The organism is Microbacterium sp. NPDC008134 (genome assembly GCF_042957055.1).
GTDB lineage: Bacteria > Actinomycetota > Actinomycetes > Actinomycetales > Microbacteriaceae > Microbacterium.
On sequence record NZ_JBIBHO010000003.1, the window covers coordinates 233,377 to 257,787 of the forward strand.

Here is a 24,411-nt window from a genome sequence, read left to right on the forward strand (position 1 = left end):
GCATCCGTCCGTGCCCGGCACGACTTCGGAGTTCTCGGGCGAAACGCCGGGGGACGGATGCCGCCGCGCGGCGTGTCTCGTCGGATCTCCGAGGTTGTGCGGGGCGCTTCGACAGGCTCAGCGACCCAGTGGGGCGAGCCTCAGCGACCCAGTGGGGCGAGCCTCAGCGACCCAGTGGGGCGAGGGCTCAGCGACCCAGTGGGGCGGCGGGCTCAGCGCGCCGGAGGGGGGCTCAGCGGTACAGCAGGTCGGGGGCGACGGCATCCGGCCAGTCCGGCACCGCCAGGCGGGCGGGGTCGTCCCACTCGCGCGCGACGATCTGCGCGAATGCGCCGCGCACGCCGAAGAGCTTCTCGAGGGGACTCCAGTCCGACTCCCCCGGCATCGGCACGAGCGACCGCTCGACGAGTGCCTCGGGGTGCAGCTCCTCGATCAGCGACAGCAACCGCACGCCCGCCGCGACGGGGCGCAGCGCTTCGGCATCCGTCACGTGCAGGATCACGCCCTCGCACGCCTCCCCCGCGTGGTCGCGCACGAGCGGCGTGAACCCGTAGGGCACAGCCGCCAGGCCGGGAAGGCCCGCGGCGTTGACGGCGGATGCGTACCGCTCCCCGTCGATGAACGGCGCTGCGATCACGCGGAACGGCACCGCGGTGCTGCGCCCCTCCGACACGTTGACACCCTCGGCGAGACAGGTGCCCGGGTATAGCAGGGTGGTCGTCGGCGACGGCAGGTTCGGCGACGGCGGCATCCACGTGCCCTCTCCCCCGCCGATCGGCGCATCGCGCGTGAGCCCGGCCACCTCGACGACCTCGAGGTCGACGTCGATCCCGCGCGTGCGCACCCAGTGCCGGGCGAGTTCGCCGATCGTGAGGCCGTGGCGGATCGGCATCGTCCAGCGCCCGACGAGCGACTGCGCTCCCTCATCGAGCATGGGCCCCTCGGCCCGGTCGAGCCGTCCGCCGAGCGGGTTCGGTCGATCGAGCACGACGACCGCGACGCCCGCATCCGCGCAGGCTTCGAGCAGGTGGCTCATGGTCCAGATGTATGTGTAGAAGCGCGCGCCGACGTCGGGGAGATCGACGAGGACAGCATCGAGATCGGCCAGATCGGATGCCGCCGGGCGCACCGCGTCGCCGTAGAGGCTGCGCACCTCGACTCCCGTGACGGGATCGCGCAGGTCCCCGACGTGCTCCCCCTCCCGTGCCCGCCCGCTGAGCCCGTGCTCGGGGCCGAACAACCGGGAGAACGAGAAGCCCGTGGCGGCGAGCACCTCCCGGCCACGCACCAGCTCGGAGGTGAGCGCGAGGTCGTTCGTCAGCATTCCGATGCGTCCCGATTCGAGGCGGGCGCGCAGGTCGGGGCGGATGTCGCGGCGGACCAGACGGTCGATGCCGAGGTGCAGGGAGGGCATGTGCTCAATCGATTCTGTGGTCGGTGACGGCGTTGTAGGTGCGCTGGAGGTTGTCGGCGATGGTGTCGTAATCGGCCTGTGCGATGCGAGTGAAGAGGAAGTCGAGCACCGCGAGCTGCGCGATGCGGCTGGCCATCGCGCCTGAGCGGAAGGTCGATTCGGAGACGGCGGTGAACAGCACGAGGTCGCAGACGCGCGCCAGCGGCGAGCGCGGATTGTTCGTGATGGCGATGGTGATGGCGCCCGCTCGCGCGGCGACCTCGGCCGACTGCACGATCTCGAGCGTGCGGCCGGAGTGCGAGATCGCGATGGCGACGTCGCGCTCGTCGAGCAGGGCGGCGCCGGTGAGGGCGAGGTGCAGATCGGTGCGGGCCTGCGCGACGAGTCCGGCGCGGTGCAGCTTCTGCTCGAGGTCTTGAGCTGCGAGTCCGCTCGATGCGGCTCCGTAGATGTCGATGCGGCGAGCGCCGCGCACGGCGCCGACGCACTCCTCGAGCACGTCGATGTCGATCTGGCGCGCGGTGCGCTCGATGGCGGATGCCTCGGCGAAGGCGATCTTGCGCACGGTGGTGAGGGCGTCGTCGTGTCGGCTGACGTCGCTCTCGGACACCTGGAAGCGCTCATGATCGGATGCCGTGCGGTCGAGTTCGGTGGCGAGGGCGAGGCGCAGATCGGGGTAGCCCGAGAAGCCGAGGCTCTGCGTGAACCGGGCGATGCTGGCGACCGAGGTGCCCACGGCGAGGGCGAGTTGGGTGATCGAGTTGTCGACCGCGCTCTGCGGATCGGCGAGCACGTGGGAGGCGATCCGGCGTTCGGTGGGCGTGAGCACGGAGAGCCTCTGGTGGATGGCGGTCATCGCGCTGGTGGTCACGCTGAAAGGATTGCAGATTCGAATCAATAAGTGAAAGGAATTTTCAGAAACCCCTTGATCTTCTGTAACTGATTGCCCAAAGTAGGGCAGAGGCATTCACAGCAGAGCGCCCCGGTCCGTCCGACGGCTCTCATCAACCGAGAGGATTCCCATGCGACACCGCACTACCCGACTCGCGTTCACCGCGGGCCTTCTCGCCACCGGGCTCGCCGTCGCGGGCTGCGCTCCGGCCGCATCCAGCGGCGAGGGTGACGGCGAGGACGTCACCCTCAAGATCTGGTCATGGCAGGCATCCTCCTCGCCGAAGTGGGAGGCCGTCTTCGACGTCTACGAGGAATCGCATCCCGGTGTGACCATCGAATTCGAGGGCTTCCAGCCCACCGAGTACAACCAGATCCTCGCCACCGGCCTCGAGGGCAGCGACGGTCCGGACATCGCGATGCTCCGCGCCTACGGCGGGGTGCAGCCCGCGATCCAGTCGGAGCAGATCGTGCCGATCGATGACATCGTCGACGGTCTCGACCAGTTCGACCCGACCGTGCTGCGCGCCGCTCAGGGCAAGGACGACGGGGCCACCTACGGGGTGCCCTTCGCGTACCAGACCATGCAGATGTTCTACAACAAGACGATGTTCGACGAGATGGGCCTCGAGGAGCCCACCGACTGGGACGAGTTCATCGAGCTGCAGGAGACCCTGCTCGACGAGGGCGTGACCCCGATGGCGCTCGGCGCCCGCGAAGACTGGGTGCTGCCGATGTTCCACGACATCGTCGGCTCGGCGAACTACGGCGGGGCCGACTTCGAGGAGAAGGTGCTCGCAGGAGACGCCGACTTCACCGACCCGGCCTACGTCTCGTCGCTGCAGATCGTGCAGGACATGCAGAAGTACCTCGACAAGAACGTCAACGCGATCGCCGTCGCCGACGCAGTGCTGCAGTTCACGTCGGGCCAGGCCGCGCAGTGGCCCGGCGGCTCGTTCGACCTGCCGACGTTCCAGAACTCCGCGCCCGACACCGAGTGGGGCGTCTACGAAGTGCCTCCGGCACCCGGCAGCGCCCTCGACCACGCGGTCACCCCGGGCTACGCCGACGGCAGCTTCGGCATCAACGCCGCGAGCGAGAACCAGGATGCCGCCACCGAGCTGCTCAACTGGATGACCACGACGGAGTTCGGCCAGCTCGTCGCCGACGAGGTCGACCAGTTCTCGGCTCTCCCCGGCGTGACCTACTCCGACCCGCTCATGCAGGAGATGAACGAGGCGTACACCGCCAACCCGGCGCCGTACCTGCTGCTCGTCGACTTCCGCTACGGCGACCCGACCGGCACCGCCGTGCTCGGCCCGGACATCCAGGCGATGTTCCTCGGCGACAAGACACCCGAGCAGCTGGGCGCCGACCTGCAGTCCGGGGTCTCCACCTGGTTCACCCCGGGTTCCTGATCCGAACACGAGGGGGCGTCGATCCGGCGCCCCCTCGCGGAGCGAAAGACACACCATGGCCCTGACCCTCCCCCTCCGGCGCGACCCCGCCGCGCCCGGCACCGCCAAGCGCCGCACCCGCGCCGGCATCGCCCTGAGCACCCCCACCGCGGCGCTCTTCGTGCTGCCGGCTGCCGTGCTCTTCGCGGTGCTCATCCTGTACCCGATGCTCGCCGCCCTCAGCTACTCGTTCTTCGACTGGCAGGGCACCAAGCAGGGCGGTTTCGCGGGCGTCGCGAACTACATCACGCTCCTCACGAAGGAGCCCTACGCCTCCGAGCTGTGGAACGCGTTCGGGCACAACCTGCTGCTGTTCGCCGGTGCCCTCGTCTTCCAGAACTCGCTCGGCCTCGGCATCGCCACGCTGCTGCACCGCCGCAAGCGCACCAAGCGCTTCTTCCAGACGATCTTCGCGCTCCCCTACCTCGTGAGCCCGATGGTCATCGGCTACCTGTGGTCGCTGATGCTCTCGCCGCTCTTCGGCCCGGTGAACGCGATCCTGCGCGGCGTCGGACTCGAGAGCCTCGCCCTCCCCTGGCTCGGCGACCCGCAGCTCGCGATCTGGGTGATCGTGCTCGTCAGCGCCTGGCAGTGGATCGGCTTCCCGATCCTGCTCTACGGCGCAGCCCTCGGCGGCATCCCCGAGGAGATCGAGGAGGCCGCCTCGCTCGACGGTGCGACCGCCGCCAAGCGCTTCCGCTACATCACCCTGCCGATGCTCACCCCGACGATCGGCATCATCACCGTGCTCACCTTCATCGGCAGCATGGAGGCGATGGCGATCCCGTTCGCCCTCGCCGGATCCAACGGCGCCCCCGCCGGGTCGACCGACGTGATGATGCTGCTCTTCTACCGCACCGCCTTCGAGTCGGGGAACCCGAACTCGATCGGGGTGTCCTCCGCGCTCGCGACGGTCCTGTTCATCTTCATCATGGTGATCTCGGTCGTGATCACCTCGACGATGCGTCGCGCCGAACGAAAGCTGTTCTGATGAGCACCGCCACCGAAACCCGTCCGGAGCAGACCACCGAGGCCATCGTCTCGGGACGTCGCCCCGACGCGCCCCGCCGCCGATCCGGCCGCACGAACGACACCCCGTTCATCGGGCGCCTGTTCGCGAACGTGTTCCTCTGGGGCTATGCACTCGTCGCGATCGGCCCCCTGCTGCTCATGGTCAACAACTCGCTGCGCACCCAGCAGCAGATCGCCACCGAGCCGCTCGGACTGCCCGTGCCGCCGACGTTCACCAGCTTCCAGAGCGCGTGGATCACGGCATCCTTCGACACCTACTTCGTCAACTCGATCACCGTCACCGTCGGCTCGGTCATCGTGACCACCGTCGTGTCGGTGCTCGCCGCGTACGCGTTCGCGCGTGCTCGGGCGAAGTTCTTCCGCGGCATCGAGGCGGTGTTCCTCTCGGGACTCATGCTCCCGGTGCACCTCGCGATCCTGCCGCTGTTCTACCTGCTCGACTCGCTCAAGATGACCAGCAACGTGTTCAGCCTGATCCTCGTCTACGGCGCCCTCGGCATCCCGTTCACGACCTTCGTGCTGACCGTGTTCTTCCGCGCTCTGCCGATCGAGCTCGAAGAGGCGGCCCGCATCGACGGGGCGGGACCGTTCCGCACCTTCGTGCAGATCCTGCTGCCGCTCGTGCGCCCGGCGCTCGCGACGGTGATCGTCTTCCGTTTCGTGCCGGTGTGGAACGACTTCTTCTACCCGCTGATCCTGCTGCGCGACCGCGACTCGTACACGCTGCCGGTCGGTCTCACCCGATTCTTCGGCGAGTACTCCACCGACTGGCCGCAGCTGTTCGCCGGACTCACGATCGCGACGATTCCGCTGGTCGTGCTGTTCCTGCTGGCGACGAAACAGATCATCAACGGCCTCACCTCCGGCATGAGCAAGTGAGTCGCGCGTGGTGAACGGAGCGCCGGGGTCGGCATGGGCATCGCTTCGGTCGATCGACGACGGGCCGGTTCTGCGCGGCACAGCCGCCGACGACGAGCGGATGCCGGTGACGCCGGCACACCTGTTCGACCTCGCGTCTCTCACGAAGACGTTCACGACGGTCGCCGCGCTGCGGCTCGTCGACGTCGGAGTCCTGGCGCTGGACGAGCCGGTGCGGTCGGTCGTGCCCATCGGACCCGTCGGGTCGGATGCCGATGGCATCACCCTGCGGCAGCTGCTCACGCACACCTCGGGGTTGCCGGCCGAGGGGCCGTGGCGGTCGGGACTGGTCGGCGAGGAGTTGCGGTCGGCGGTGCTGCGGTCCGGCCTGGCCTCGCCGCCGGGGGCGGTGCATCGGTATTCGGACGTCGGGTTCATCGCCGTCGGCGAGATCGTGGAGCGAGCCTCCGGTCGGCCGTTGGACGCGCACGTGGCGGATGTGGCCGAGTTGCTCGGGGCGTCGTCGCTGACCTGGCGACCTTCCGACGAGCTCGCGGTCGCGACGGAGGTGCAGCCGCATCGCGGGCTCGTGCGCGGTGAGGTGCACGACGAACTCGCGCACGCGCTCGGTCGGCCCGCGGGGCACGCCGGACTGTTCGGAACGGTCGACGACGTCGCGGCCCTCGCGAGGATGATCCGTGACGACGGGGTCGGGGCCGCGGGACGGGTGCTCTCGGCGGACGGCATCCGTCTGATCACGACACCCGTGGCGACCGCCGGGGCCGGGTACGGCCAGGCGGTCGGCCTGCGCGTGCGCGATGCCGCCTGGATGGGCGACGCGGATGCCGTCGGCCACACCGGCTTCACCGGCACCGCGTTTGCCGTGTCGCGCTCCGGTGCATACGGGGTTCTGCTGCTGAACCGCGTGCACCCGACTCGGGAGGGCACCGACGTGAGCGCCGTGCGCCGGGAGTTCTTCTCGTTCCTCGGGTGACCAGCGGCATTCGAATCGCTCACTTCGCCGTTTCTGAAGCCGGAGATCAACGAAGTGAGCGATTCGAAAGCCGTCAGGAGACCAGCTCTCCTCCAGCGGCGCGCCAGTCGATCAGGCCGCGCGCCATGTTCGTCGCCTCGAAACCCAGCTCGGTGAGCAGGTTCGCAGCACCGCTCGACAGCAGACCTCCGGTGCAGAAGGTGACGAGCATGCGATCTTCGGGGAGTTCGTCGGCGCGATCCTCGAGCTCGCCCAGGGGGATGTGGATCGCGCCCGGGATGTGGGCGCGATGCCAGTCCTGCACCCGCCGCACGTCGACCACGACGGCCCCGTCGGCAATCAGCCGCTGCGCCTCCGCGGCGGTGACGGCGGGCGGCCGACGGAAGAAGTGCCGCACGCTCACCGACGCGCCTCGCGGCGCACGTTCACGAGCGTGAGCACGCCCCCGGCGACCGGGATCAGCGCCATCAACCGCGTGCGCAGCAGCAGGTCGCGTGCGAACAGCGCCGTGACCGCGACCGCCAGGAACAGTGCGCCGTGAACCGGCCCGAGCACGGACGCCACCCCGTCGATGTGCACGGTCGCGAGGTTGATCAGCAGCACCGCGATGCTCAGCAACTCGAGCACCGACAGCACCTCGAGCACCCGCAGCACGGGCCTCATACTCTGCCCGGCTCTCATGCGGCACCGGGTCGCACGATCATGAGCACGACGACCGCGGCCCAGAGCAGGTTGAAGACGCCGGTGAGCACGCGCATCGTGCGCAGCCCGCCCGCGTCGAGAGCGCCGGTGAGCGCATCGCGCTGGGCGGGCACGATCCGCAGGGCGAGCAGCGCGCCGGCGACCGCGGTGAGCACCATGGCGATCGTGATCCAGATCTCACCGAGGCGCCCCTGCACCGCCGCGAGTACGAGTCCGATCACGGGGACGACGAGGGCCAGGATGCCGTACACCCGCGTGATCCGATGCAGCAGCGTCGCGACGGCGGGTGCGGTGGCGACGGCATCCGCTCCTCCGCCGGTGGCGGGCTGCGCGAAGCGCGGGAACAAGCTGGTGGTGACGGCCACGGGACCGACGAAGAGGATGCCGGCGAGCACGTGCGCGGCGAGCAGGATGTTCTCCATAGCTTTAGTTTAGCTAAAGGTTGCAGTGTGGCGAGACATCGCTTTCGTCGCGAGACACCACGGCACGCGTGATGCCTCACGGCAGAAGTGGCGTCTCGGTCGGCGGGCGCGGCTCAGCGCGGGGCGCGCATGAGCTCGGCGACGTGGGCGCGCAGCGCCTCGGTGAGCTCCGGATGCTTCGCCGCGAACTCCGCATCGAGGGCGGCGATGCACGCCCCGGCATCCGCCAGCAACCGATCGCCCGCGGGCGTCACGCGCAGGTGGGAGGCCGCGCCGGCGCGCTCGGTGGCGTCTTCGACGAGCCCGTCCTTCTTGAGACCCGCGACGGCGACGTGCGCACTCGGCGCCGTGATGCGCGAGCGGCGGGCGAGCTCGCTGAACGAGAGCCCCGGCATCGCCCGGATGTGCCCGAGCAGCGCGTAGGTGCGCGAGGTGAGGCCGATCGGCTTCAGCGCCTCCGCGAACGCCGCCTGCCACGCCGCCGTCACGGTCAACAGCGCGACCGTGGGGCTGAACGGGGGCGTCTCGGGCATCTGCTCAGGCTACCCGGGTCGCCTCCGGCATCCGCCGTCGCCTCCCTGTTTCGAATCGCTCACCTTGCCGAGTTCACCCGTCGAAAACCGCAAAGTGAGCGATTCGAACACCGGGGGGACCCGCTTCAGCCGCGCTTCAGCAGAAAGCCGCCACACTGGGATCATGCGGATTCTGGTGGTCGACGACGAGGTGCGTCTCGCCGACGCCGTGCGCCGCGGGCTCGAAGCCGAGGGGTTCGCCGTCGACGTCGCGCACAACGGGGTCGACGGACTCTGGCGTGCGCGCGAGACGCGGTACGACGCGATCGTGCTCGACCTGATGATGCCGGGCATGAGCGGATGGAAGGTGTGCGAGGCGCTGCGAGCCGAGGAGAACTGGACCCCCGTGCTCATGCTCACCGCCAAGGACGGCGAGTGGGACCAGGTCGAAGCCCTCGAGACCGGCGCCGACGACTACGTCACCAAGCCGTTCTCGTTCGCGATCCTCGTCGCCCGTATCCGCGCCCTCGTGCGCCGAGGCGCCGTCGCGCGCCCCGCCGTCCTCGAAGCCGGCGACCTGCGCCTCGACCCCGCCGCCCACGACGTCCGGCGCGGCGAGACGCCGATCGCCCTCGCCGCACGCGAGTTCTCAGTGCTCGAGTATCTGATGCGCCACCGCGGACAGGTGATCTCGAAGCGCACGCTCATCGAGGGCGTGTGGGACGACGATTTCGACGGCGACCCGAACATCGTCGAGGTGTACGTCGGCCACCTGCGCCGCAAGGTCGACAAGCCCTTCGGACGCGAGGCGATCGAGACGATCCGCGGAGCCGGCTATCGGCTGGCGGCCGACGGTGGCTAGGCGCGGCTGGCGGTCGGTGCGCGGCCGCACGACCCTCGGCGCGACGGTCGTCGTGGCCGTCGCACTGGCCATCGGGGCGGTGTCGTTCTACGGCATCCTGAGCGGGAGCATCCATTCGGCCACCGAACGTTCGGCCGAGCAGCGCCTCGACGAACTCGCCGAGCGCCTCGACCAGCGGGGCGGCCCGGGCGGAGGCGGCGCCGACATGGGCGGCCTCGACGACGAGATCGTGCAGATCATCGGCTCCGGCGGCGAGGTGCGCGCCGCGAGCGAGGATGCGCGCGACGCCCTGGGGTCGACGGCACTGCCGATCACCGACGACGTGTTCACCATGACGATCGACGACGAGCCGATGCTCGTGCTCTCCGACGATCTCGACGACGACCAGACGCTCGTGCTCGCGGTGTCGGTCGAGAACGACGCCGAGACCCTGTCGACCGTGGCGGTGCTGCTCGGGGTCGCCGTTCCGCTGCTGCTGCTGCTCGTCGCCGTGACGACCTGGCTCGTGACCGGGCGCGCGCTGCGTCCGGTCACGCGCATCCGCGAGGAGGTCGACGGCATCACCGCCGAACGCCTGCACCAGCGCGTGGCGGTTCCCGATTCCGCCGACGAGATCGCCGCCCTCGCGACGACCATGAACGGCATGCTCGACCGGCTCGACGCGTCGGCGACGGCCCAGCGACGGTTCGTGTCGGATGCTTCGCACGAACTGCGATCGCCCCTCGCCGTGATCCGCCAGCACGCGGAGCTCGCCCAGGCGCACCCGGCGACCACGAGCATCGGCGAGCTGGCCGACGTCGTGTCGGACGAAGGGCTTCGGCTGCAGGGCATCGTGGAATCGCTGCTGCTGCTCGCCCGTCTCGACGAGGGCGCCGGGAGCGTGCACGAACCGGTCGACCTCGACGACATCGCGCTCGGTGAGGTGCGGCGGCTGCGCGCGTCAGGGGTCGAGGTCGATGGGTCCGGCATTCGCGCGGCGCGGGTCTCGGGCGATCCACGGCTGCTCGGACAGCTGCTGCGCAACCTCGCCGACAACGCGGCTCGGCATGCGCAGGGGCGGGTGGCGATCGGCATCGCGCCGTCGGACGGTTTCGTGTTCGTGACCGTGGAGGACGACGGCGCGGGTGTGCCCGTCGACGAGCGGGAGCGGGTGTTCGAGCGCTTCGTACGGCTCGACGAGGCCCGCAGCCGCGACGCCGGCGGCAGCGGACTCGGCCTCGCGATCGTGCGGGGCATCGCCACGGCCTCGGGCGGGACGGTCGTCGTCGACGACTCCCGCTGGGGTGGTGCGCGATTCGTCGTGACCCTGCCGCTCGCACGGTAGGCGGGTGGTTTCTCGGGGTGGGACGCTTCGACAGGCTCGGCGACCCAGTTGCGTGCGGGCTTCGGTTCCTTCGCCGGGATGCTTCGACAGGCTCGGCGACCCAGTTGCGTGGGCGGCCGTGAAGCTGGGTCCCTGAGCCTGTCGAAGGGCCCCACCCCACGAAAGGCGGTTCCTGAAGACGGCTTCAGCACGCTTCAGGGTGGCTTCAGCGGTGCCGCGACACCATGAAGCCATGAACGACAAGACCCCGAACCCCGACCAGACGCCCGAGTCCACGCCCGACGCTCCGACGGTTCCCGTCACGCCCGCGACGGATGCTTCCGCTCACGCCGCGACGGCCCCTCAGCCCGAGGCATCCGCACCCGCGACCGCGACAGCCGCTCCGGCATCCGCTCCGAAGGGCCGCAAGCGCGCCCTGCTGATCGGCGGCGGTGCAGTCGCCGCCGTGCTGTTGGCCGGCGGCGGCGTTGCGGTCGGCGCGGCGATCGCCGACGAGCTGGGCGACGATGACGACCGCCCGGGCGTCTCGGACGGCCCCCGTCACGATGAGGACGACGACCGCGGCGGTGACCGCGATCAGGATGGCCGCGGCGACCGCGACGACGACGCCCCGCAGCAGGGTGGCGGACCGGTGACCGGCATCGGCACGGCATCCGCTGACGAGATCGTCGAGATCGCCGACGCTGCCCGCAGTGCCGCCGACGGCGAGGTCACCTCGATCGACGCCAAGCGCGACGGCACGTGGGAGGTGAAGCTCGAGACCGCGGCGGGCGACGAGACCGAGGTGCGCGTCGACGCCGACCTGAACGCGACGGTCGTCGGCACCGACACCGCCGACGGCGACGACACCGGCCCGACGCTGACCCTCGACGAGGCGACGATCCGCTCGCTCGTCGCGGCGGCGCTCGACGAGGCCGAGGGACTGATCACCGACCTCGACGTCGACGACGACGCGTCGCGCCCGTACGACGTGTCGGTGCTCACGAACGACAACCGCTCGATCGACATCGATCTCGACAGCTCCTTCGCCGTCGTCGGCACCGATCTCGACGACTGACCCCCGGTTTCGAATCGCTCACTTCGTCGTCTTCCGCCCCGGAAGGCGGCAAGGTGAGCGATTCGAAAGCCGCAGCGGATACGATTTCAGACATGAGCAGCGCCATCGACGACGTCTCCATCGGTGGAGAGATGATCCGCCTCGGCCAGTTCCTGAAGTTCTCGGGGCTCATCGACTCGGGCGGCGACGCCAAGGAAGCCATCATCGACGGATTCGTGAAGGTCAACGGCGAGGTCGACCGGCGCCGCGGACGCCAGCTGCACGACGGAGACCTCGTGTCGTTCGAGGCCCGCACGGTGCGCGTTCGGCCCTGAGCCGGGAGCGGCGCCGGTTTCGAATAGCTCACTTCGTCGATTTCCGGGCCGGAGAACGACAAGGTGAGCGATTCGAAAGCTGTCAGGGTCGCGCCACCTGATAGCGCAGGTACATCAGCCCGCCGTCGAAGCGGTGGTCGTCAATCAGTTCCAGGTCGAGGTGCACCCCGTCGGGGAAGAACCGCAAGCCCCCACCTACGATGCCCGGGCCGACGAACATCTGGAACTCGTCGACCAGCCCCGCGCGGATCGCCTCGGCCGCGATCGTCGGCCCGTCGATCGTGAGGTCGTGCGGCAGCTCTTCCTTCCAGCGCGCGACCGTCGCCGCATCGAACTCGCGCTCGATGTGCGTGCGGGTGCTCGACGGCTCGGCGAGTGTGCGCGAGAAGACGATCTTGTCGGCCTTCTGCCAGCTCAGCGCGTAGTCGATGCCCTCCTGCGGCTGGTCGGGCTCGAGGTGCGCGGTCTCCCAATAGACCATCGTCTCGTACATGCGCCGACCGTAGAGGTACGTGCCGACGTCATCGAACTTCTCGGTGATGAAGGCGTGCACGCCCGGATCGAGCGCCCAGTCGAAACCGCCGTCCGGACCGCTCGCGTAACCGTCGAGCGACGTGATCATGGAGTAGATGAGGCGTCCCATGGGGCGACGGTACCCCGCGCCGGGCACGTGCGACAGGGGGTGCGGGTTCTGCGGGGCGGGGCCCTTCGACGGGCTCAGGGACCCAGTTTCGGTCAGGGCCCCCGTTCCGGTCAGGGACCCGGTTTCAGTGAACGACTCTGCCTGGGTCGCTGAGCTTGTCGAAGCGTCGCAGGCCCGAGAAGGAGGTCCCGCCTCGGTCACACCGGCTCGGGCACGCGCCGCTCGGGGCGGGCACGACCGAACCGCTCACCGAGCGTGCTCTCCTCGTAGGCGCGGCGGGTGAGGCCCCGCAGCTGGAGTTCGGGCACCACCCGGTCGACGAACTCGCGGAACCCTGACGGCTGCGTGAGCGCCTGCACCACGAAGCCGTCGGCGGCACCGGACTCGAAACGCTCCTGGATGTCGTCGGCGATCTCGAACGCACTCCCGACCGCCACCGACTCCCAGAACGACTCGGCGTACAGCTCGCGCGCGGTCAGCCGCTCCCCCGCCTGCAACCGCGCCAGTCGGCGGTTCGGCGACTTCGACTCGTTGGCGATCGCCGTCGCGGCATCCGACTCCACCGCGATCACGGCATCCGGATCCGGACCCAGCGCCTGCCCGATCGAGTGCGCGACGTCTTCGACGATCAACGTGTCGGGTGTGGAGGCGAGGATTCGGGCGGCCGCGGCCCGGGCATCCGCCGTCGTGTCGCCCACGACCGGCCGGTACTGCGGCAGGATCGCCACGTCGCCGGGATCGCGCCCGTGCGCGACCACGCGCGCCTTGAGCTCGGCGTAGAACGCGCGGGCTTCGGCGAGCGGCAGCGAGCGGGCGAACACGGCATCCGCGGTCGCCGCCGCCAGCTCCTGTCCGGCTTCCGACCCGCCGGCCTGGAAGAGCAGCGGATGCCCCTGCGGGGGTCGCGCGATGTTGAGGGGCCCGCGCACCGCGAAGTGGTCTCCCCGGTGGTCGGTCACGTGCAGCTTGTCGGGATCGGCGAAGAGTCCGCTGCGGCGGTCGGCGAGGATGGCGTCGTCGGCCCAACTGTCCCAGAGCAACTGAACCACGTCGACGAACTCCCGTCCGCGCTCGTATCGCAGCGCGTGGTCGAGGTGCGCGTCGCCGCCGAAGTTGCGGGCCTCCTCGGGGTAGCGCGAGGTCACGAGGTTCCAGGCGGCGCGGCCGCGGCTGATGTGGTCGAGCGAGGCGAGCGCGCGGGCGACGTGGTACGGCTCGTTGTAGCTGGTCGAGACGGTCGCCGCGAGCCCGATCCGACTCGTGCGTGCGGCGAGCGCCGACAGCAGGGTGAGCGGTTCGAGCCGCGTCTGGCCGTAGTGATCGACGCCCGAGGGGAAGCGATCCCAGAGGTACAGGCCGTCGGCGAGGAAGAGGGTATCGAAGACGCCGCGCTCGGCGGTCTGCGCGAAGTCGGCGTAGTAGTCGATGTCGACGTGCCGGTGCGGTTCGGCATCGTCGTGACGCCACCCCGAGACGTGCGACCCTCCCGGGTGGAAGAGGAATGCGGCGAGGAGCAGTCGACGGGTCACGCGGCGTACCTTCCGGCGGGGCGGGCGAGGCCGAGGTTCTCGCGCAGGGTGTCGCCTGCGTACTCCCCCGGGTAGATTCCGTGGTCGGTCAGGCGGGGCACGATGTGCTCGACGAACCGGGTGAGGGTGTCGGGAAGGGTCGGTGCCATCAGGATGAACCCGTCGGCCGCACCGTTCTCGTACCGCTCGATGAGGTGGGCGGTGAGAGTGTCGGGCGTGCCGACGGTGAAGCGGCGACGGAGCACCTCCCACGCCAACTCCCGCAAGGTGTAGGGGCGCTGCGCGAGCAGGTCGGCGATCGCCTTGTACCCCGACTTCGACTGGTTGAACCCCTCGTGGTCGAAGTCGAAGGTGAACGTCTCGTCGACGTCGCGCTCCCCCAGATCGACGCCCAGATAGTGCGCGAGCAGATCGACCTGCACCCGTTCGGGCGTGAGCTCGGCGAGCTCGCGGAACCGCTCCTCGGCATCCGCTTCGGTGTCGCCGATGATCGGCGAGAACCACGGCAGCACCTTCAGATCATCGGACTCTCGGCCTGCGGCGAGCGCGCGCCGCTTGTAATCGTCGTAGAGCCTCTGGCCGGACGTGAGCGATCCACCGCCGAGGGTGAAGACGGCATCCGCCGTTCGGCCTGCCAGCGCGCGGCCGGCTTCCGAGGCGCCGGCCTGGAAGAGCGGCGGATGCCCCTGCACCGGGCGAGGGATGTTGAGGGGCCCGCGCACGGCGAAGTGCTCGCCCCGGTGCTCGAGAACGTGCACTTTCGCGCGGTCGGCGTAGCGGCCGGATGCCTTGTCGAAGACGAAGGCGTCGTCGTCCCAGCCGTCCCAGAGGCCGTTCACGACGTCGACGAACTCGGCACCGCGCTCGTAGCGGATGCCGTGGTCGAGGTGCGTGTCGCGGCCGAAGTTGCGGGCCTCCTCGTCGCTCGCGCTGGTCACCAGGTTCCACGCCGCGCGGCCGTGGCTGAGGTGGTCGAGCGAGGCGAGCTTGCGGGCCACGTGATACGGCTCGTTGTAGGTGGTCGAGACCGTGGCGGCGAGGCCGATCTTCGTCGTCAGCTGCGAGAGCGCGCTGAGCAGGGTGAACGGTTCGAGGCGCACGTTGGTGCCATGTTCGATGCCGGAGCGGAAGCGATCCCACACGTACAGCTCGTCGGCGAGGAACAGGGTGGCGAAGCGCCCGGCCTCGGCGGTCTGCGCGAAGCGCATCCAGTAGTCGAGGTCGAGGTACGACGACGCGTCGGCTCCCGATCGCCACCCGGTGATGTGCTCACCGCCCGGGTAGAACACCCCGGCCGCGAAGACGAGCGGTGCGCGGCTCATGCCGCCACCTCCCGGCGGACCGCGGCGTTCAGCGCCGGCGCGACATCCGAGGTGAAGAGTTCGAGGGCGTCCTTCTGCTGCTCGAGCGAACGGTACAGACCGTCGAGCTGCAGCTGGATCTGCGTCGTGTGGGCGAACGCCGGATGCTGGGCGATGGACGCCGCGATGTCGTCGGCGGTGCCGTAGTGCAGGTTGAGGCGCTCGGCGATCTGCGCGGTCGAGTCGGCCTGCGGAAGGAAGTCCCGCGCCCACTGCCACTTCGCGATCAGTCCCTCCTCGGCCTGCGCGAGCGCCTCCTCGCGGGTGCGGCCCGGGAAGATCCACGTCGACAGCCCGAGCCGCGGCACCGCCCCCTCGGCGAGACCCCGGTGGTACGCCTCGGCCGACACCTCGCCCGGCACCACCTGGGTGGTGCCGATGAGCACGCCCTCGCCGCGCTGCCCGGTCTCGTACGCGCTCTGCGCGGTGAGGGTCGCGTGCCAGATCCGGTCGGCGAGGCCCGGCCGTGCCGGGGCGATCACCTCGCCGTCGACGGTCACGGCCTCGCCGCGCAGCGCGGCGGCCAACCGATCGACCGCCTCGAGATACGCCCGGCGGCTCTGCGTTCGATCCCCGATGTGCGGGATGCCGAACGCGGATGCCGTCTGCGGCTGTCCGCCGTTCGCGAGCCCCAGCTCCACCCGCCCCCCGCTCAGCGCGTCGAGCACCGCGGCATCCTCCGCCACCCGCAGCACCTGCTCGAGCGGCAGCGTGATCGCTGCCGTGCCCAGCCGCAGCGTCGACGTGCGCGCGGCGAGCGCACCCAGGAACACGAACGGCGACGGCAGGCCCCCCAGCCGCCCGGCATCCGGTTTCGCCAGATGGAACTGACGCACCCACGCCGACCCGACGCCCAGCCCCTCGGCATGGACGAACAGGTCGAGGTAGTCGAGGTACGTCTGCTCGACCGCGCCGCGGTGGTCGGCGAGGTGCGCGAACAGGCCGATGTGCAGGGACTCGGTGGTGCCGACGGGCGAGTGCGTGGTGGACATGGCGCCACGTTAGGACGGCCCTCCGTCGACCGGAACGGCGCGGTTCATCGGGCGTCAATGCCGGTCACGCGGAGACCGCGCGCGTCATCCGAGGTCATGCGTCGTCACCGGAAGGAACCATCGTCGCGCGATCGGGACGACGGGGTTTGGATGGGCGTGTCATCCGACCGAGGAGGAGACGATGCTCGAACCCACCGCGACGCTCGCGATCCAGCACGCGACCTTCCTCTTCGGCGCCCGGCCACATCGAAGGAGGAACACCATGACCGATTCCGCCGTGCTCGACGCCCCCGGCATCGCCACCGACGGCCTCGTGCATCTGACCGCGCACAAGGGCCGACTCGAGGTCTGGAGCGGCGGCGAGCGAATCGCCGCCAGCGAGAACGTGATCGAACTGCACGAGGTCGACGTGCCCACGCGGCTCTACTTCCCGCGCGGCGACGTCGACCTCACCCGTCTGCGCCGTGTGGAGAACACGACGTTCTGCCCGTTCAAGGGCGTGGCCAGCGACTACTGGGCTCTCGCCGACGGCGCGGATGCCTCGCCCGTCGCGTGGTCGTATCCCGACCCCATCAGCGCCTTCACTCCCATCGGCGGTCACGTCGCGTTCTACGACTCGCTGGAGATCCGCGCCGTCGGCATCCGCCCCGCCGACGACCGCTCCGCCGACGCGGAGGCCTGACCCGGTGAGCACGGGGACCGCCGCGCGGCGCGCCGATCGCCCGGCCGCCGATCCCGGGCCGGTCCCCGTGCGCATCCGGCACTCGAAAGGCGGCGGCGCGCTCGGCTTCTTCGAGACCACCGGCGACGTGCGCGCCTTCACGCACGCGGGGCTCTTCCAGCCCGGCATCCGCACCGACGTCGTCGTGCGCTTCTCGGCGACGCTCGGCTACCGGGGCAGCCGCGAGGCCTGGCGCGATCTGCGCGGCTTCGCCGTGAAGTTCCTCACTCCCGAGGGCGAGTACGACCTCGTCGGCAACAACTCCCCCGTGTTCTTCCTGCGCGACGAGGCGAAGTTCGCCTCGCTCGTCGTCGCGCACAAGATGTACCGCGACGGCGCGGTCTTCGACTACGACCGGCTCTGGGATTTTTGGACCCGGAACCCCGAGTCGGCGCACCAGGTCGCCTGGCTGCTGAGCGACCGAGGCATCCCGCGCTCGTGGCGGCACCAAGACGGCTTCGGATCGCACACCTTCCAGTGGGTGAACGCCTCCGGCGTGAGGTTCTGGGTGAAGTACCACCTGCGCACCGACCAGGGCATCGCGAACCTGCCGGAGGCCGAGGCATCCGCGATCGAGGCGACCGAGGTCGATCACCAGCGCGCCGACCTGCACGATGCGATCGCACGGGGCGAGCATCCGTCGTGGACGCTGTCGGTGCAGGTCATGCCGTACGAGGATGCCCGCACGGTGGGGTTCAACGCCTTCGACCTCACCAAGACGTGGCCGAAAGCGTCGTATCCGTTGATCGAGGTCGGCCGGCTCGTGCTCGACCGCAACCCCGACGACGAGGTCGCCGAGATCGAACAGGCGGCGTTCGCCCCGTCGAGCTTCGTGCCCGGCATCGGTCCCAGCCCGGATCCGATGCTGCTCTCGCGCATCGACAGCTACTGGCGCTTCCATCGGCACCGCGTTCAGGAGGGGGTGGCGAGTCGCGCGGTCGCGCCGTTCACGGCATCCGCCCCCGGGTGGGACGACGACCTCGCCCGCCGCGCGCGCGAGTGGGACCCGGATGACGACTTCCGCCAGGCCGGCGACCTGGTGCGCCGGGTGCTCGACGACGCCGGCCGAGCACGGCTGCGCGGAGTGGTGGTGTCGCAGCTCGCCGAGATCACCGACCCGGGTATTCGGGCGCGAGCCGTGGAGTTCTGGCACCGCATCGACGCCGCCGAGGGCGAGGCCATCGCCCGCAGTCTCTGAAAGGGGTCAATCCGACCCGACGAGGTGGCCGAGTTCTGCAGCGACGCCGGCCAACCGCTCGTCGAACCACGGCTGCGCATAACTCCGGAGAACCGGGCGATTCGGGGCCGGATTCGGCTGATTCGGGGCTGGGCGGGCCCGTTTCTGAGGAGTTATGAACGGCGGAGACCCTGAACTGGGTCCCTGAGCTTGTCGAAGGGTCCCGCCCCGTGATGCTTCGACAGGCTCAGCAACCCAGGGCTCGAGCTCAGCAACCCAGGGCCAGGCTCCGACCCCCGGACCCCGACCGACCTACGCCGCGACGACCGCGTGCGCCGGCGGGGCGGTCTCGCCACGCAGGCTGCGGGCGGCATCCACGAGCGATGCCGAGTACGGATGCCGCGGCGCACCCAGCACCTCGTCGACCGAGCCGGTCTCGACGATGCGTCCGGCGTGGAGCACGGCGACGCGGTGTGCGATGCGGCGGACCACGGCGAGGTCGTGCGTGATGAAGAGGTACGACACCCCGGTGCGCTCCTGCAGTTCGACGAGCAGGTCGAGCACCCGCGCCTGCACGCTCACGTCGAGGGCCGAGGTCGGTTCGTCGCACACCACGAGCGGGCTGCGTCCGGCGAAGGCCCGGGCGATGGCGACGCGCTGCTTCTGTCCGCCGGAGAGTTCGTCGGGGAGCTTGTCGAGCACATCGCCGGGCAGCCCGGTCGATCGTGCGAGTTCTTCGGCATCGGTGTCACCGCGCAGCAGCTGGATCGACCGGGTGAGCGTTTGCCGCACGGTGCGCCGCGGGTTGAGCGAGGCGTCGGGGCTCTGGAACACGAACTGCACGGGAACGGCATCCGCGGCATCCGCTCCGGCCACCGTCACCGTTCCTTCGGCACGCGCGAGCCCCGCGATCACCCGCCCCAGCGTGGTCTTGCCGCTGCCCGACTCCCCCACCAGGCCGAGCACCTCGCCCCGGCCGATCGACAGGTCGACGCCGTCGAGGGCGAGCTGCGCACCGTAGCGTTTCGTCACCCCGCGTACCGACAGCAGCGGCTGCGCGTGCTCGGGTGCGACGGGTCGTGAGGGGGCGTCGAGCGCGGGAACCGCGTCGACCAGCAGACGTGAGTACGGGTGCAGCGGAGTCTCGACGACTCCGGCCGCGGCGCCGTGCTCGACGAGGATGCCGTGCTCGAGCACGCCGATGCGTTCGGTGTGACTGGCCACGAGCGGCAGATCGTGGCTGATGAGCAGGGTGGCGAAGCCGCGCTCTCGGCGCAGTCGGTCGACGAGCGCGATGACCTCCGCCTCGACCCGACTGTCGAGGCCGGTGGTGGGTTCGTCGAGGATCAGCAGGCGCGGGTCGGCGGCGAGCGCCATCGCGATCACGACGCGCTGCTGCTGCCCTCCCGAGAGCTCGTGCGGAAAGCGGTGCACGAGCGAGGCGGGGTCGGGCAGCCCGACGTCGGCGAACGCCGAGACGGTCGCCGCCCGCGCGGCCGCGGCCCGCAGCCCCTGCAGCCGGTACGTCTCGGCGACCTGGCTGCCGACCGACCGCGTGGGGTTCAGTGCCCGCGCCGGCTCCTGATAGACGAAGCCGATCGATCCTCGCCGATACTCCCGCAGTCCGCGCGTTCCGAGCGCGAGCACGTCGTGCCCGTCGACCGTGATGCGCTCGGCCCGCACCTGCGCCCCCGCCGGCAGGTAGCGCGCCAAGGCGAAGGCGATCGTGCTCTTGCCCGACCCCGACTCCCCCACGAGCCCCAGCGATCCGCCGGGCTCGATGTCGAAGTCGACGCCGTCGACCGCACGCCGAGGTTGCCCCTCGACTTCGTAATCGACGGTCAGTCCGCGCACGCTCACCAGTGGTTCGGTCATCGTCGGAACACCTCTCGGAAGTTGTCTGCGATCAGGTTGAGCGAGACCACGAGCGATGCGATCGCCAGGGTCGGGAACGCGAGAGTCCACCACGCGGCCTGCAGGTAGGTGCGGTTCTCGTTGACCGCGAGCCCCCAGTCGGGCGACGGCGGCGCCGAGGCGAGGCCGAGGAACGACAGGGACGACGAGATGAAGATCGCGCCGGCGACGCTCAGCGTGGCCTGCACGAGAATCTGCGGCCAGACGTTGGGCAGCAGCTCGCGGAAGATGATCCGCCCGGCGCTCTCCCCCTGCACGCGGGCGCTGGTGACGTACTGCTTGCCCATCTCGACGAGTACGGCGGCACGCACGATGCGAGCGATGCCGGGTGCGAAGAGGATGCCGACCGCCACGATGATCGTCGGCGCACTGCCCCCGAAGGCCCCGACGATCACGAGCAGGAAGATCAGCGTCGGCAGCGTGAGGAACACGTCGAAGCCGCGCATGAAGAGCTGATCGACCCAGCCGCGGCGATAGCCGGCGATGAGGCCGAGCGTCGATCCGAGGGCGGTGGCGAGCGCCGCGCCGATCGGTCCGACGAGCAGCGCCGGTTCGGCTCCGGCGAGCACGCGGGCGAACACGTCGCGGCCGATGCGGTCGGTGCCGAACCAGTGCTCGGCGCTCGGCGGGGCCAGGCGCGCGCCGCTGTCGGCGAAGGGCTCGAGACCCACGAGGCGCCAGCCGACGGCCGCCGCCACCCAGAACAGCACGATGAGCGCGCTGATCGCGAACGTCGGTCGGCGCAGGAGCGCGCCCCAGCGGCGGGTCCGCGCGGCAGGAGGACGGATGCCGGTGGTGACGGCATCCGTCTCGATGATGTCGATCGCGGCCGGGTCGGCACCGCGCACCGCTTCGGTGAGTGCCATTGTCAGTCCCCTTCGTCGAAGCGCACGCGCGGGTCGATGAGCATGAGGGCGATGTCGGTGAGGAGGAGCGCGAGCAGCGCGACGACCCCCGTGACCATCACGCCCGACTCGAGCAGGAAGATGTCCTTCTCGACCGTCGCCGAGACCAGCAGTGCACCGAGCCCCGGGTAGCCGAACAGCGTCTCGACGATCGCGCTGCCCCCCAGCAGCGTGCCGACGTAGACGCCCAGGAGCGACACCGTGGGGATGAGCGCGTTGCGCGCCACGTGCCCGACCGCGAGCTGCGGGCCGTGCACCCCCTTGATGACGGCGGTGCGGTAGTACTGCGAGTCGAGCGTGCCGAGCACGCCTGTGCGGGTCATGCGCGCCAGCACCGACAGGTAGCCGAGTGCCAGCGTGACCGCCGGCAGCACGAGCGCCCGCAGCACCTCGCCCGGGGGGCCGTCGAGGCTGATCGACGACTGGATCGGGAACCACCTCAGCCACAGGCTGAACACGATCAGCAGCAGCACGCCGACGACGAACTCCGGCACCGATGCCAGCGACATCAGGGCGATCGTGAGGGTGCGGTCGGTGCGCGATCCCTCGCGGCGGGCCTGGATCGCACCGAGCGCGAAGGCCACGGGCACCAGGATCACGAACGCCACCGCGCCGAGGAAGAGCGAGTTGCCGAGGCGCCCGAGTACGAGTTCGCGCACCGGGGCGCCGTAGATGAGGCTCGTGCCCCAGTCGCCCGTGACGAACCCGAACAGCCAAGCGAAGTAGCGCGAGACCAGCGAGCCGGTCAGCCCGTGCGCCTCGTTCCAGGCCTGCACCTGCTCCGACGTCGCGTACTGGCCGAGGGCGTTGCGCCCAGGGTCACCGGGCACGACCTCGATCAGCCAGAACACCAGCACCGACACCACGAGCAGCACGAGCGGCACCTGGATGAGGCGCTGACCGATCAGTCGCGGCACCTGGCTGTGCCGGGAGCGGAGGACCGCCAGCCCCCGCCGGGCGGACGACGCCGTCGCGGCGTTCCCGCCCGACGAGAAGCTGACGGTCATGGGTCACTCGCTCGCGATCGAGATGCCGGCGAAGTTGTAGCCCGACCAGAAATCGATCGGGGCGATGAAGTCGCCCGTGACCCGCTTGTTCTGCAGCACCTCCGAGCGCACCAGGGCGGGGATGATCGTCGGAACATCCGTCCACTCCGTCTGCGAGATCTCGGTGATGAGCTGCTCGCGCTCGGCTTCGTCGGTCGTGGCGTCGAAGTCGGTGACGAGCGTCCCCAAGTCGGGGTTCGCGTAGTGCGCGGCGTTCCATGCCGCGCCCTCCGCGTAGAACAGTCCGTAGTACTGCGAGGGCACGCGCTTGCCCCAACTGGTGATCGTGAGCGGCGCGTTCAGCCACGGCGAGTCCTCGCCCTCGGCGTAGTACTGCTCGTCGGAGAGCACCTCGAGCTGCACGTCGAAGCCGTCGATCGCGTTGAGTTGCTGCTGCAGCACCTCGCCGTAGAGCTGGAACGACGTCGTGATCGTGAACGAGACCGTGCGTCCGTCGAGCAGGTCGGCCACCCGGTCGAGATCCTGCGCGCGCTGCTCGATGTCGAGCGGCTGGGGCAGGTAGTCCGGCAGCACCGGGAAGTCGTTGCCCGGCGTGGCCGTGCCTCCGAACACGAGGTCGACGATCGCGTCGCGGTCGATCGCCCACGCCAGTGCCTGCCGGATCGTGACGTCGTCGAACGGCGCCTCGGTGACGTTGAGGTGGATGCCGTAGAAGTGGCTGTATCCGGCCGAGAGCGTGTCGTATTCGTCGACGTTCACGGTCGCAAGCACCTCGGGCGACACGGTGATGCGGTCGATCTCGCCCGCCTGGAACGCGAGCACGATCGCCTGCGGATCCTTGTAGACCTTGAGCTCGATGCCGTCGAGGGCGATCTCGTCGGCGTTCCAGTAGTCGGGGTTCTTGACATAGGTGACACTGCGGCCGACCTCGTAGTCGTCGAGCAGGAACTGGCCCGCCCCGACCGGGTTCTCGAGCCAGGAGCCGGGCTCGTAGTCGGCGGGCAGGATGCCGGTGTTGTTGCCCGCGAGCAGGCGCGGGAAGTCCGAGAAGGGGCGCGCGAGCGTGAATGTCACGGTGCCCTCGTCGGTCGCGGCGACCGAATCGAGGATGCCGGTGAACGCGCTCTTCGCGGGCGAGATGCTGTCGTCGCCGATGAGGGCGTCGAACGTCGCCACGACGTCGTCGGCGGTGACCGGGTCGCCGTCGTTGAACGTCGCCCCCTCCCGGAGCGTGAACGTCCAGGTGAGACCGTCGTCGGACGCCTCCCAGTCGGTCGCGAGACGAGGCAGCGCCTCGCCGTCGGCGGTGAAGCTCACGAGCTGCTCCGTGACGAGTCCCGTGATCAGCTGCGCGTCGCCGTCGGCCACGGTGAGCGGGTCGAGCTCGGCGCCGGGGTCGCTGATGCCGATGCGATACACCGCGGACGCGGCATCCGCCGTCGTGTCGTCGGAGGGCGATGCGGTCGCGCACCCGGCGAGAGCCAGCAGGGTCGCGCTGAGAGCGGCGACGAGGGCGAGCGGCCTGCGGCGCCCCGGCACGGATGCCGTCGGGAGCGAGGAGAGAACGGTCATGGGCGGAGTCCTTGGTGTCGGGTGAGGCGTTACTGCGGAAGGAGTTCGGCGGCGTCCACCTGGACGCGCTCGGAGTAGAAGGCCACGTGGCCGGCGATCGGCTGCAGATAGTCGAACGGCGTCGGGTACGACCAGGCGACGTCGGTGGCGGGGTCGCTCTTCAGCGCCCAGTAGTCGTCGGCGTCGCCCTTGACGGGACAGTGGCTCGTCGAGGAGGTCTCCTGCAGCAGGTCCCAGTTCACGTCCTCGCGCGGCAGGTAATAGCGGTCGGCGTGGTTCGTCTCGTGCAGCACGATGGCGCGCGTCGAGTCGGCGAGCACGGTGTCGCCGGCGAGCACGCGCACGCGATGAGTGGCGGGCTCGGTGGTGACGGTGTGGGCGGGCTTCTGCGCGGTGGTGTCGGACATGGCGGCGGCTCCTGGTTCGCTCGGGCGTGCGGTGGGTACGCCCATGAAACCGCCCCGCCCGCGGATCGCGCAGCGAGGTTCCGCACCGTGAACAGACATTCCGTTCCGTGACGTCACATTTCGGCCCGAGTCACGCGGTCGGGGCCCTTCGACAGACTCAGGGACCCAGCTTCGGCCAGCACCCAGTACCTCGGGGCGGGGCCCTTCGACAGGCTCAGGGACCCAGTGCCGCGCCGGCTGGGCGCTGAGCCCACCCGCCTGGGTCGCTGAGCCTGTCGAAGCGTCGCAGGCGCCCACGAGAAAGGGGCGGATGCCGCAGCATCCGCCCCTCGAAACCGCCCGAC

General features: G+C 70.1%; 25 protein-coding genes. 10 read left to right on the plus strand and 15 right to left on the minus strand.

The genetic code is table 11. The annotated features are described in order from the left end of the window. Positions 1 to 232: 232 nt before the first annotated feature. Both ACFY9N_RS14645 and ACFY9N_RS14650 read right to left on the minus strand, forming a co-directional pair. Positions 233 to 1,414, minus strand: a complete 1,182-nt coding sequence (locus tag ACFY9N_RS14645; protein ID WP_391479538.1) for an exo-beta-N-acetylmuramidase NamZ domain-containing protein — start codon at positions 1,412 to 1,414, stop codon at positions 233 to 235. A gap of 4 nt (positions 1,415 to 1,418) precedes the next feature. Further along, positions 1,419 to 2,285 (minus strand): MurR/RpiR family transcriptional regulator, encoded by an 867-nt coding sequence (locus ACFY9N_RS14650; RefSeq protein ID WP_391479540.1) that lies wholly within the window; start codon positions 2,283 to 2,285, stop codon positions 1,419 to 1,421. Between the two features lie 151 nt (positions 2,286 to 2,436). Between ACFY9N_RS14650 and ACFY9N_RS14655 the strand changes: the two genes are divergently transcribed. From ACFY9N_RS14655 to ACFY9N_RS14670, 4 genes are read left to right on the plus strand one after another with little or no spacing between them, the layout of a single operon-like run. Continuing rightward, the gene (locus tag ACFY9N_RS14655) at positions 2,437 to 3,723 is read left to right on the plus strand and encodes an ABC transporter substrate-binding protein (protein ID WP_391479541.1); all 1,287 of its coding nucleotides are present in this window, start codon (positions 2,437 to 2,439) and stop codon (positions 3,721 to 3,723) included. A 55-nt stretch (positions 3,724 to 3,778) separates the two neighbouring features. Beyond that, positions 3,779 to 4,753, plus strand: coding sequence for a carbohydrate ABC transporter permease (locus ACFY9N_RS14660; protein WP_391479542.1), 975 nt, complete (start codon positions 3,779 to 3,781; stop codon positions 4,751 to 4,753). Next, positions 4,753 to 5,673: a carbohydrate ABC transporter permease gene (locus tag ACFY9N_RS14665; protein WP_391479544.1), complete on the plus strand. Its 921-nt coding sequence runs from the start codon at positions 4,753 to 4,755 to the stop codon at positions 5,671 to 5,673. The genes ACFY9N_RS14660 and ACFY9N_RS14665 overlap by 1 nt, the downstream gene beginning before the upstream one ends. Before the next feature lie 7 nt (positions 5,674 to 5,680). After that, positions 5,681 to 6,646 (plus strand): serine hydrolase domain-containing protein, encoded by a 966-nt coding sequence (locus ACFY9N_RS14670; protein ID WP_391479545.1) that lies wholly within the window; start codon positions 5,681 to 5,683, stop codon positions 6,644 to 6,646. 73 nt (positions 6,647 to 6,719) lie between these two features. Here the strand turns inward: ACFY9N_RS14670 and ACFY9N_RS14675 are convergent, their stop codons facing one another. The 4 genes from ACFY9N_RS14675 to ACFY9N_RS14690 form a co-directional block, all read right to left on the minus strand. Beyond that, a complete protein-coding gene (locus ACFY9N_RS14675) occupies positions 6,720 to 7,049 on the minus strand; it encodes a rhodanese-like domain-containing protein (protein ID WP_391479547.1) in 330 nt (109 codons plus the stop codon). After that, positions 7,046 to 7,309 (minus strand): hypothetical protein, encoded by a 264-nt coding sequence (locus tag ACFY9N_RS14680; protein WP_391479548.1) that lies wholly within the window; start codon positions 7,307 to 7,309, stop codon positions 7,046 to 7,048. Before ACFY9N_RS14680 ends, ACFY9N_RS14675 begins: the two co-directional genes overlap by 4 nt. A 14-nt stretch (positions 7,310 to 7,323) precedes the next feature. After that, positions 7,324 to 7,770, minus strand: coding sequence for a hypothetical protein (locus tag ACFY9N_RS14685; RefSeq protein WP_391479549.1), 447 nt, complete (start codon positions 7,768 to 7,770; stop codon positions 7,324 to 7,326). 113 nt (positions 7,771 to 7,883) lie between these two features. Then, positions 7,884 to 8,303, minus strand: a complete 420-nt coding sequence (locus ACFY9N_RS14690) for a MarR family winged helix-turn-helix transcriptional regulator (RefSeq protein ID WP_391479551.1) — start codon at positions 8,301 to 8,303, stop codon at positions 7,884 to 7,886. Positions 8,304 to 8,466: 163 nt separating this feature from the next. On the opposite strand from ACFY9N_RS14690, the gene ACFY9N_RS14695 reads away from it, so the two are divergent. The 4 genes from ACFY9N_RS14695 to ACFY9N_RS14710 all read left to right on the plus strand — a co-directional run bounded on the left by ACFY9N_RS14695 (position 8,467) and on the right by ACFY9N_RS14710 (position 11,839). After that, entirely contained in the window at positions 8,467 to 9,144 is a 678-nt protein-coding gene (locus tag ACFY9N_RS14695; RefSeq protein ID WP_391479553.1) for a response regulator transcription factor, read from the plus strand. Then, entirely contained in the window at positions 9,137 to 10,468 is a 1,332-nt protein-coding gene (locus ACFY9N_RS14700) for an ATP-binding protein (protein ID WP_391479554.1), read from the plus strand. The genes ACFY9N_RS14695 and ACFY9N_RS14700 overlap by 8 nt, the downstream gene beginning before the upstream one ends. Positions 10,469 to 10,700: 232 nt before the next feature. Further along, on the plus strand, positions 10,701 to 11,525 hold the full coding sequence (locus ACFY9N_RS14705) for a PepSY domain-containing protein (protein WP_391479555.1): 825 nt from the start codon (positions 10,701 to 10,703) through the stop codon (positions 11,523 to 11,525). Positions 11,526 to 11,617: 92 nt separating this feature from the next. Next, positions 11,618 to 11,839, plus strand: coding sequence for an RNA-binding S4 domain-containing protein (locus tag ACFY9N_RS14710; protein ID WP_391479556.1), 222 nt, complete (start codon positions 11,618 to 11,620; stop codon positions 11,837 to 11,839). Between the two features lie 82 nt (positions 11,840 to 11,921). Here ACFY9N_RS14710 and ACFY9N_RS14715 read toward each other — a convergent pair whose 3' ends face one another. The 4 genes from ACFY9N_RS14715 to ACFY9N_RS14730 form a co-directional block, all read right to left on the minus strand. Beyond that, positions 11,922 to 12,482 (minus strand): dihydrofolate reductase family protein, encoded by a 561-nt coding sequence (locus tag ACFY9N_RS14715; RefSeq protein WP_391479557.1) that lies wholly within the window; start codon positions 12,480 to 12,482, stop codon positions 11,922 to 11,924. Positions 12,483 to 12,679: 197 nt separating this feature from the next. Continuing rightward, positions 12,680 to 14,011 (minus strand): NtaA/DmoA family FMN-dependent monooxygenase, encoded by a 1,332-nt coding sequence (locus tag ACFY9N_RS14720; RefSeq protein ID WP_391479558.1) that lies wholly within the window; start codon positions 14,009 to 14,011, stop codon positions 12,680 to 12,682. Further along, the gene (locus ACFY9N_RS14725) at positions 14,008 to 15,333 is read right to left on the minus strand and encodes an LLM class flavin-dependent oxidoreductase (protein ID WP_391479559.1); all 1,326 of its coding nucleotides are present in this window, start codon (positions 15,331 to 15,333) and stop codon (positions 14,008 to 14,010) included. Before ACFY9N_RS14725 ends, ACFY9N_RS14720 begins: the two co-directional genes overlap by 4 nt. Next, positions 15,330 to 16,364, minus strand: a complete 1,035-nt coding sequence (locus tag ACFY9N_RS14730) for an LLM class flavin-dependent oxidoreductase (protein ID WP_391479560.1) — start codon at positions 16,362 to 16,364, stop codon at positions 15,330 to 15,332. The genes ACFY9N_RS14725 and ACFY9N_RS14730 overlap by 4 nt, the downstream gene beginning before the upstream one ends. Positions 16,365 to 16,545: 181 nt before the next feature. Between ACFY9N_RS14730 and ACFY9N_RS14735 the strand changes: the two genes are divergently transcribed. After that, entirely contained in the window at positions 16,546 to 17,046 is a 501-nt protein-coding gene (locus ACFY9N_RS14735) for a DUF427 domain-containing protein (RefSeq protein WP_391479561.1), read from the plus strand. A gap of 4 nt (positions 17,047 to 17,050) precedes the next feature. Then, the gene (locus ACFY9N_RS14740; RefSeq protein WP_391479562.1) at positions 17,051 to 18,283 is read left to right on the plus strand and encodes a catalase; all 1,233 of its coding nucleotides are present in this window, start codon (positions 17,051 to 17,053) and stop codon (positions 18,281 to 18,283) included. 291 nt (positions 18,284 to 18,574) lie between these two features. Here the strand turns inward: ACFY9N_RS14740 and ACFY9N_RS14745 are convergent, their stop codons facing one another. From ACFY9N_RS14745 to ACFY9N_RS14765, 5 genes are read right to left on the minus strand one after another with little or no spacing between them, the layout of a single operon-like run. Then, a complete protein-coding gene (locus tag ACFY9N_RS14745) occupies positions 18,575 to 20,137 on the minus strand; it encodes an ATP-binding cassette domain-containing protein (protein WP_391479563.1) in 1,563 nt (520 codons plus the stop codon). Further along, positions 20,134 to 21,042: an ABC transporter permease gene (locus tag ACFY9N_RS14750; protein ID WP_391479564.1), complete on the minus strand. Its 909-nt coding sequence runs from the start codon at positions 21,040 to 21,042 to the stop codon at positions 20,134 to 20,136. The genes ACFY9N_RS14745 and ACFY9N_RS14750 overlap by 4 nt, the downstream gene beginning before the upstream one ends. Before the next feature lie 2 nt (positions 21,043 to 21,044). Then, entirely contained in the window at positions 21,045 to 22,088 is a 1,044-nt protein-coding gene (locus ACFY9N_RS14755) for an ABC transporter permease (RefSeq protein WP_391479565.1), read from the minus strand. Between the two features lie 3 nt (positions 22,089 to 22,091). Continuing rightward, positions 22,092 to 23,660: an ABC transporter substrate-binding protein gene (locus ACFY9N_RS14760; RefSeq protein WP_391479566.1), complete on the minus strand. Its 1,569-nt coding sequence runs from the start codon at positions 23,658 to 23,660 to the stop codon at positions 22,092 to 22,094. A gap of 29 nt (positions 23,661 to 23,689) precedes the next feature. Next, positions 23,690 to 24,067, minus strand: coding sequence for a DUF427 domain-containing protein (locus ACFY9N_RS14765; RefSeq protein WP_391479567.1), 378 nt, complete (start codon positions 24,065 to 24,067; stop codon positions 23,690 to 23,692). Positions 24,068 to 24,411: the final 344 nt, after the last annotated feature.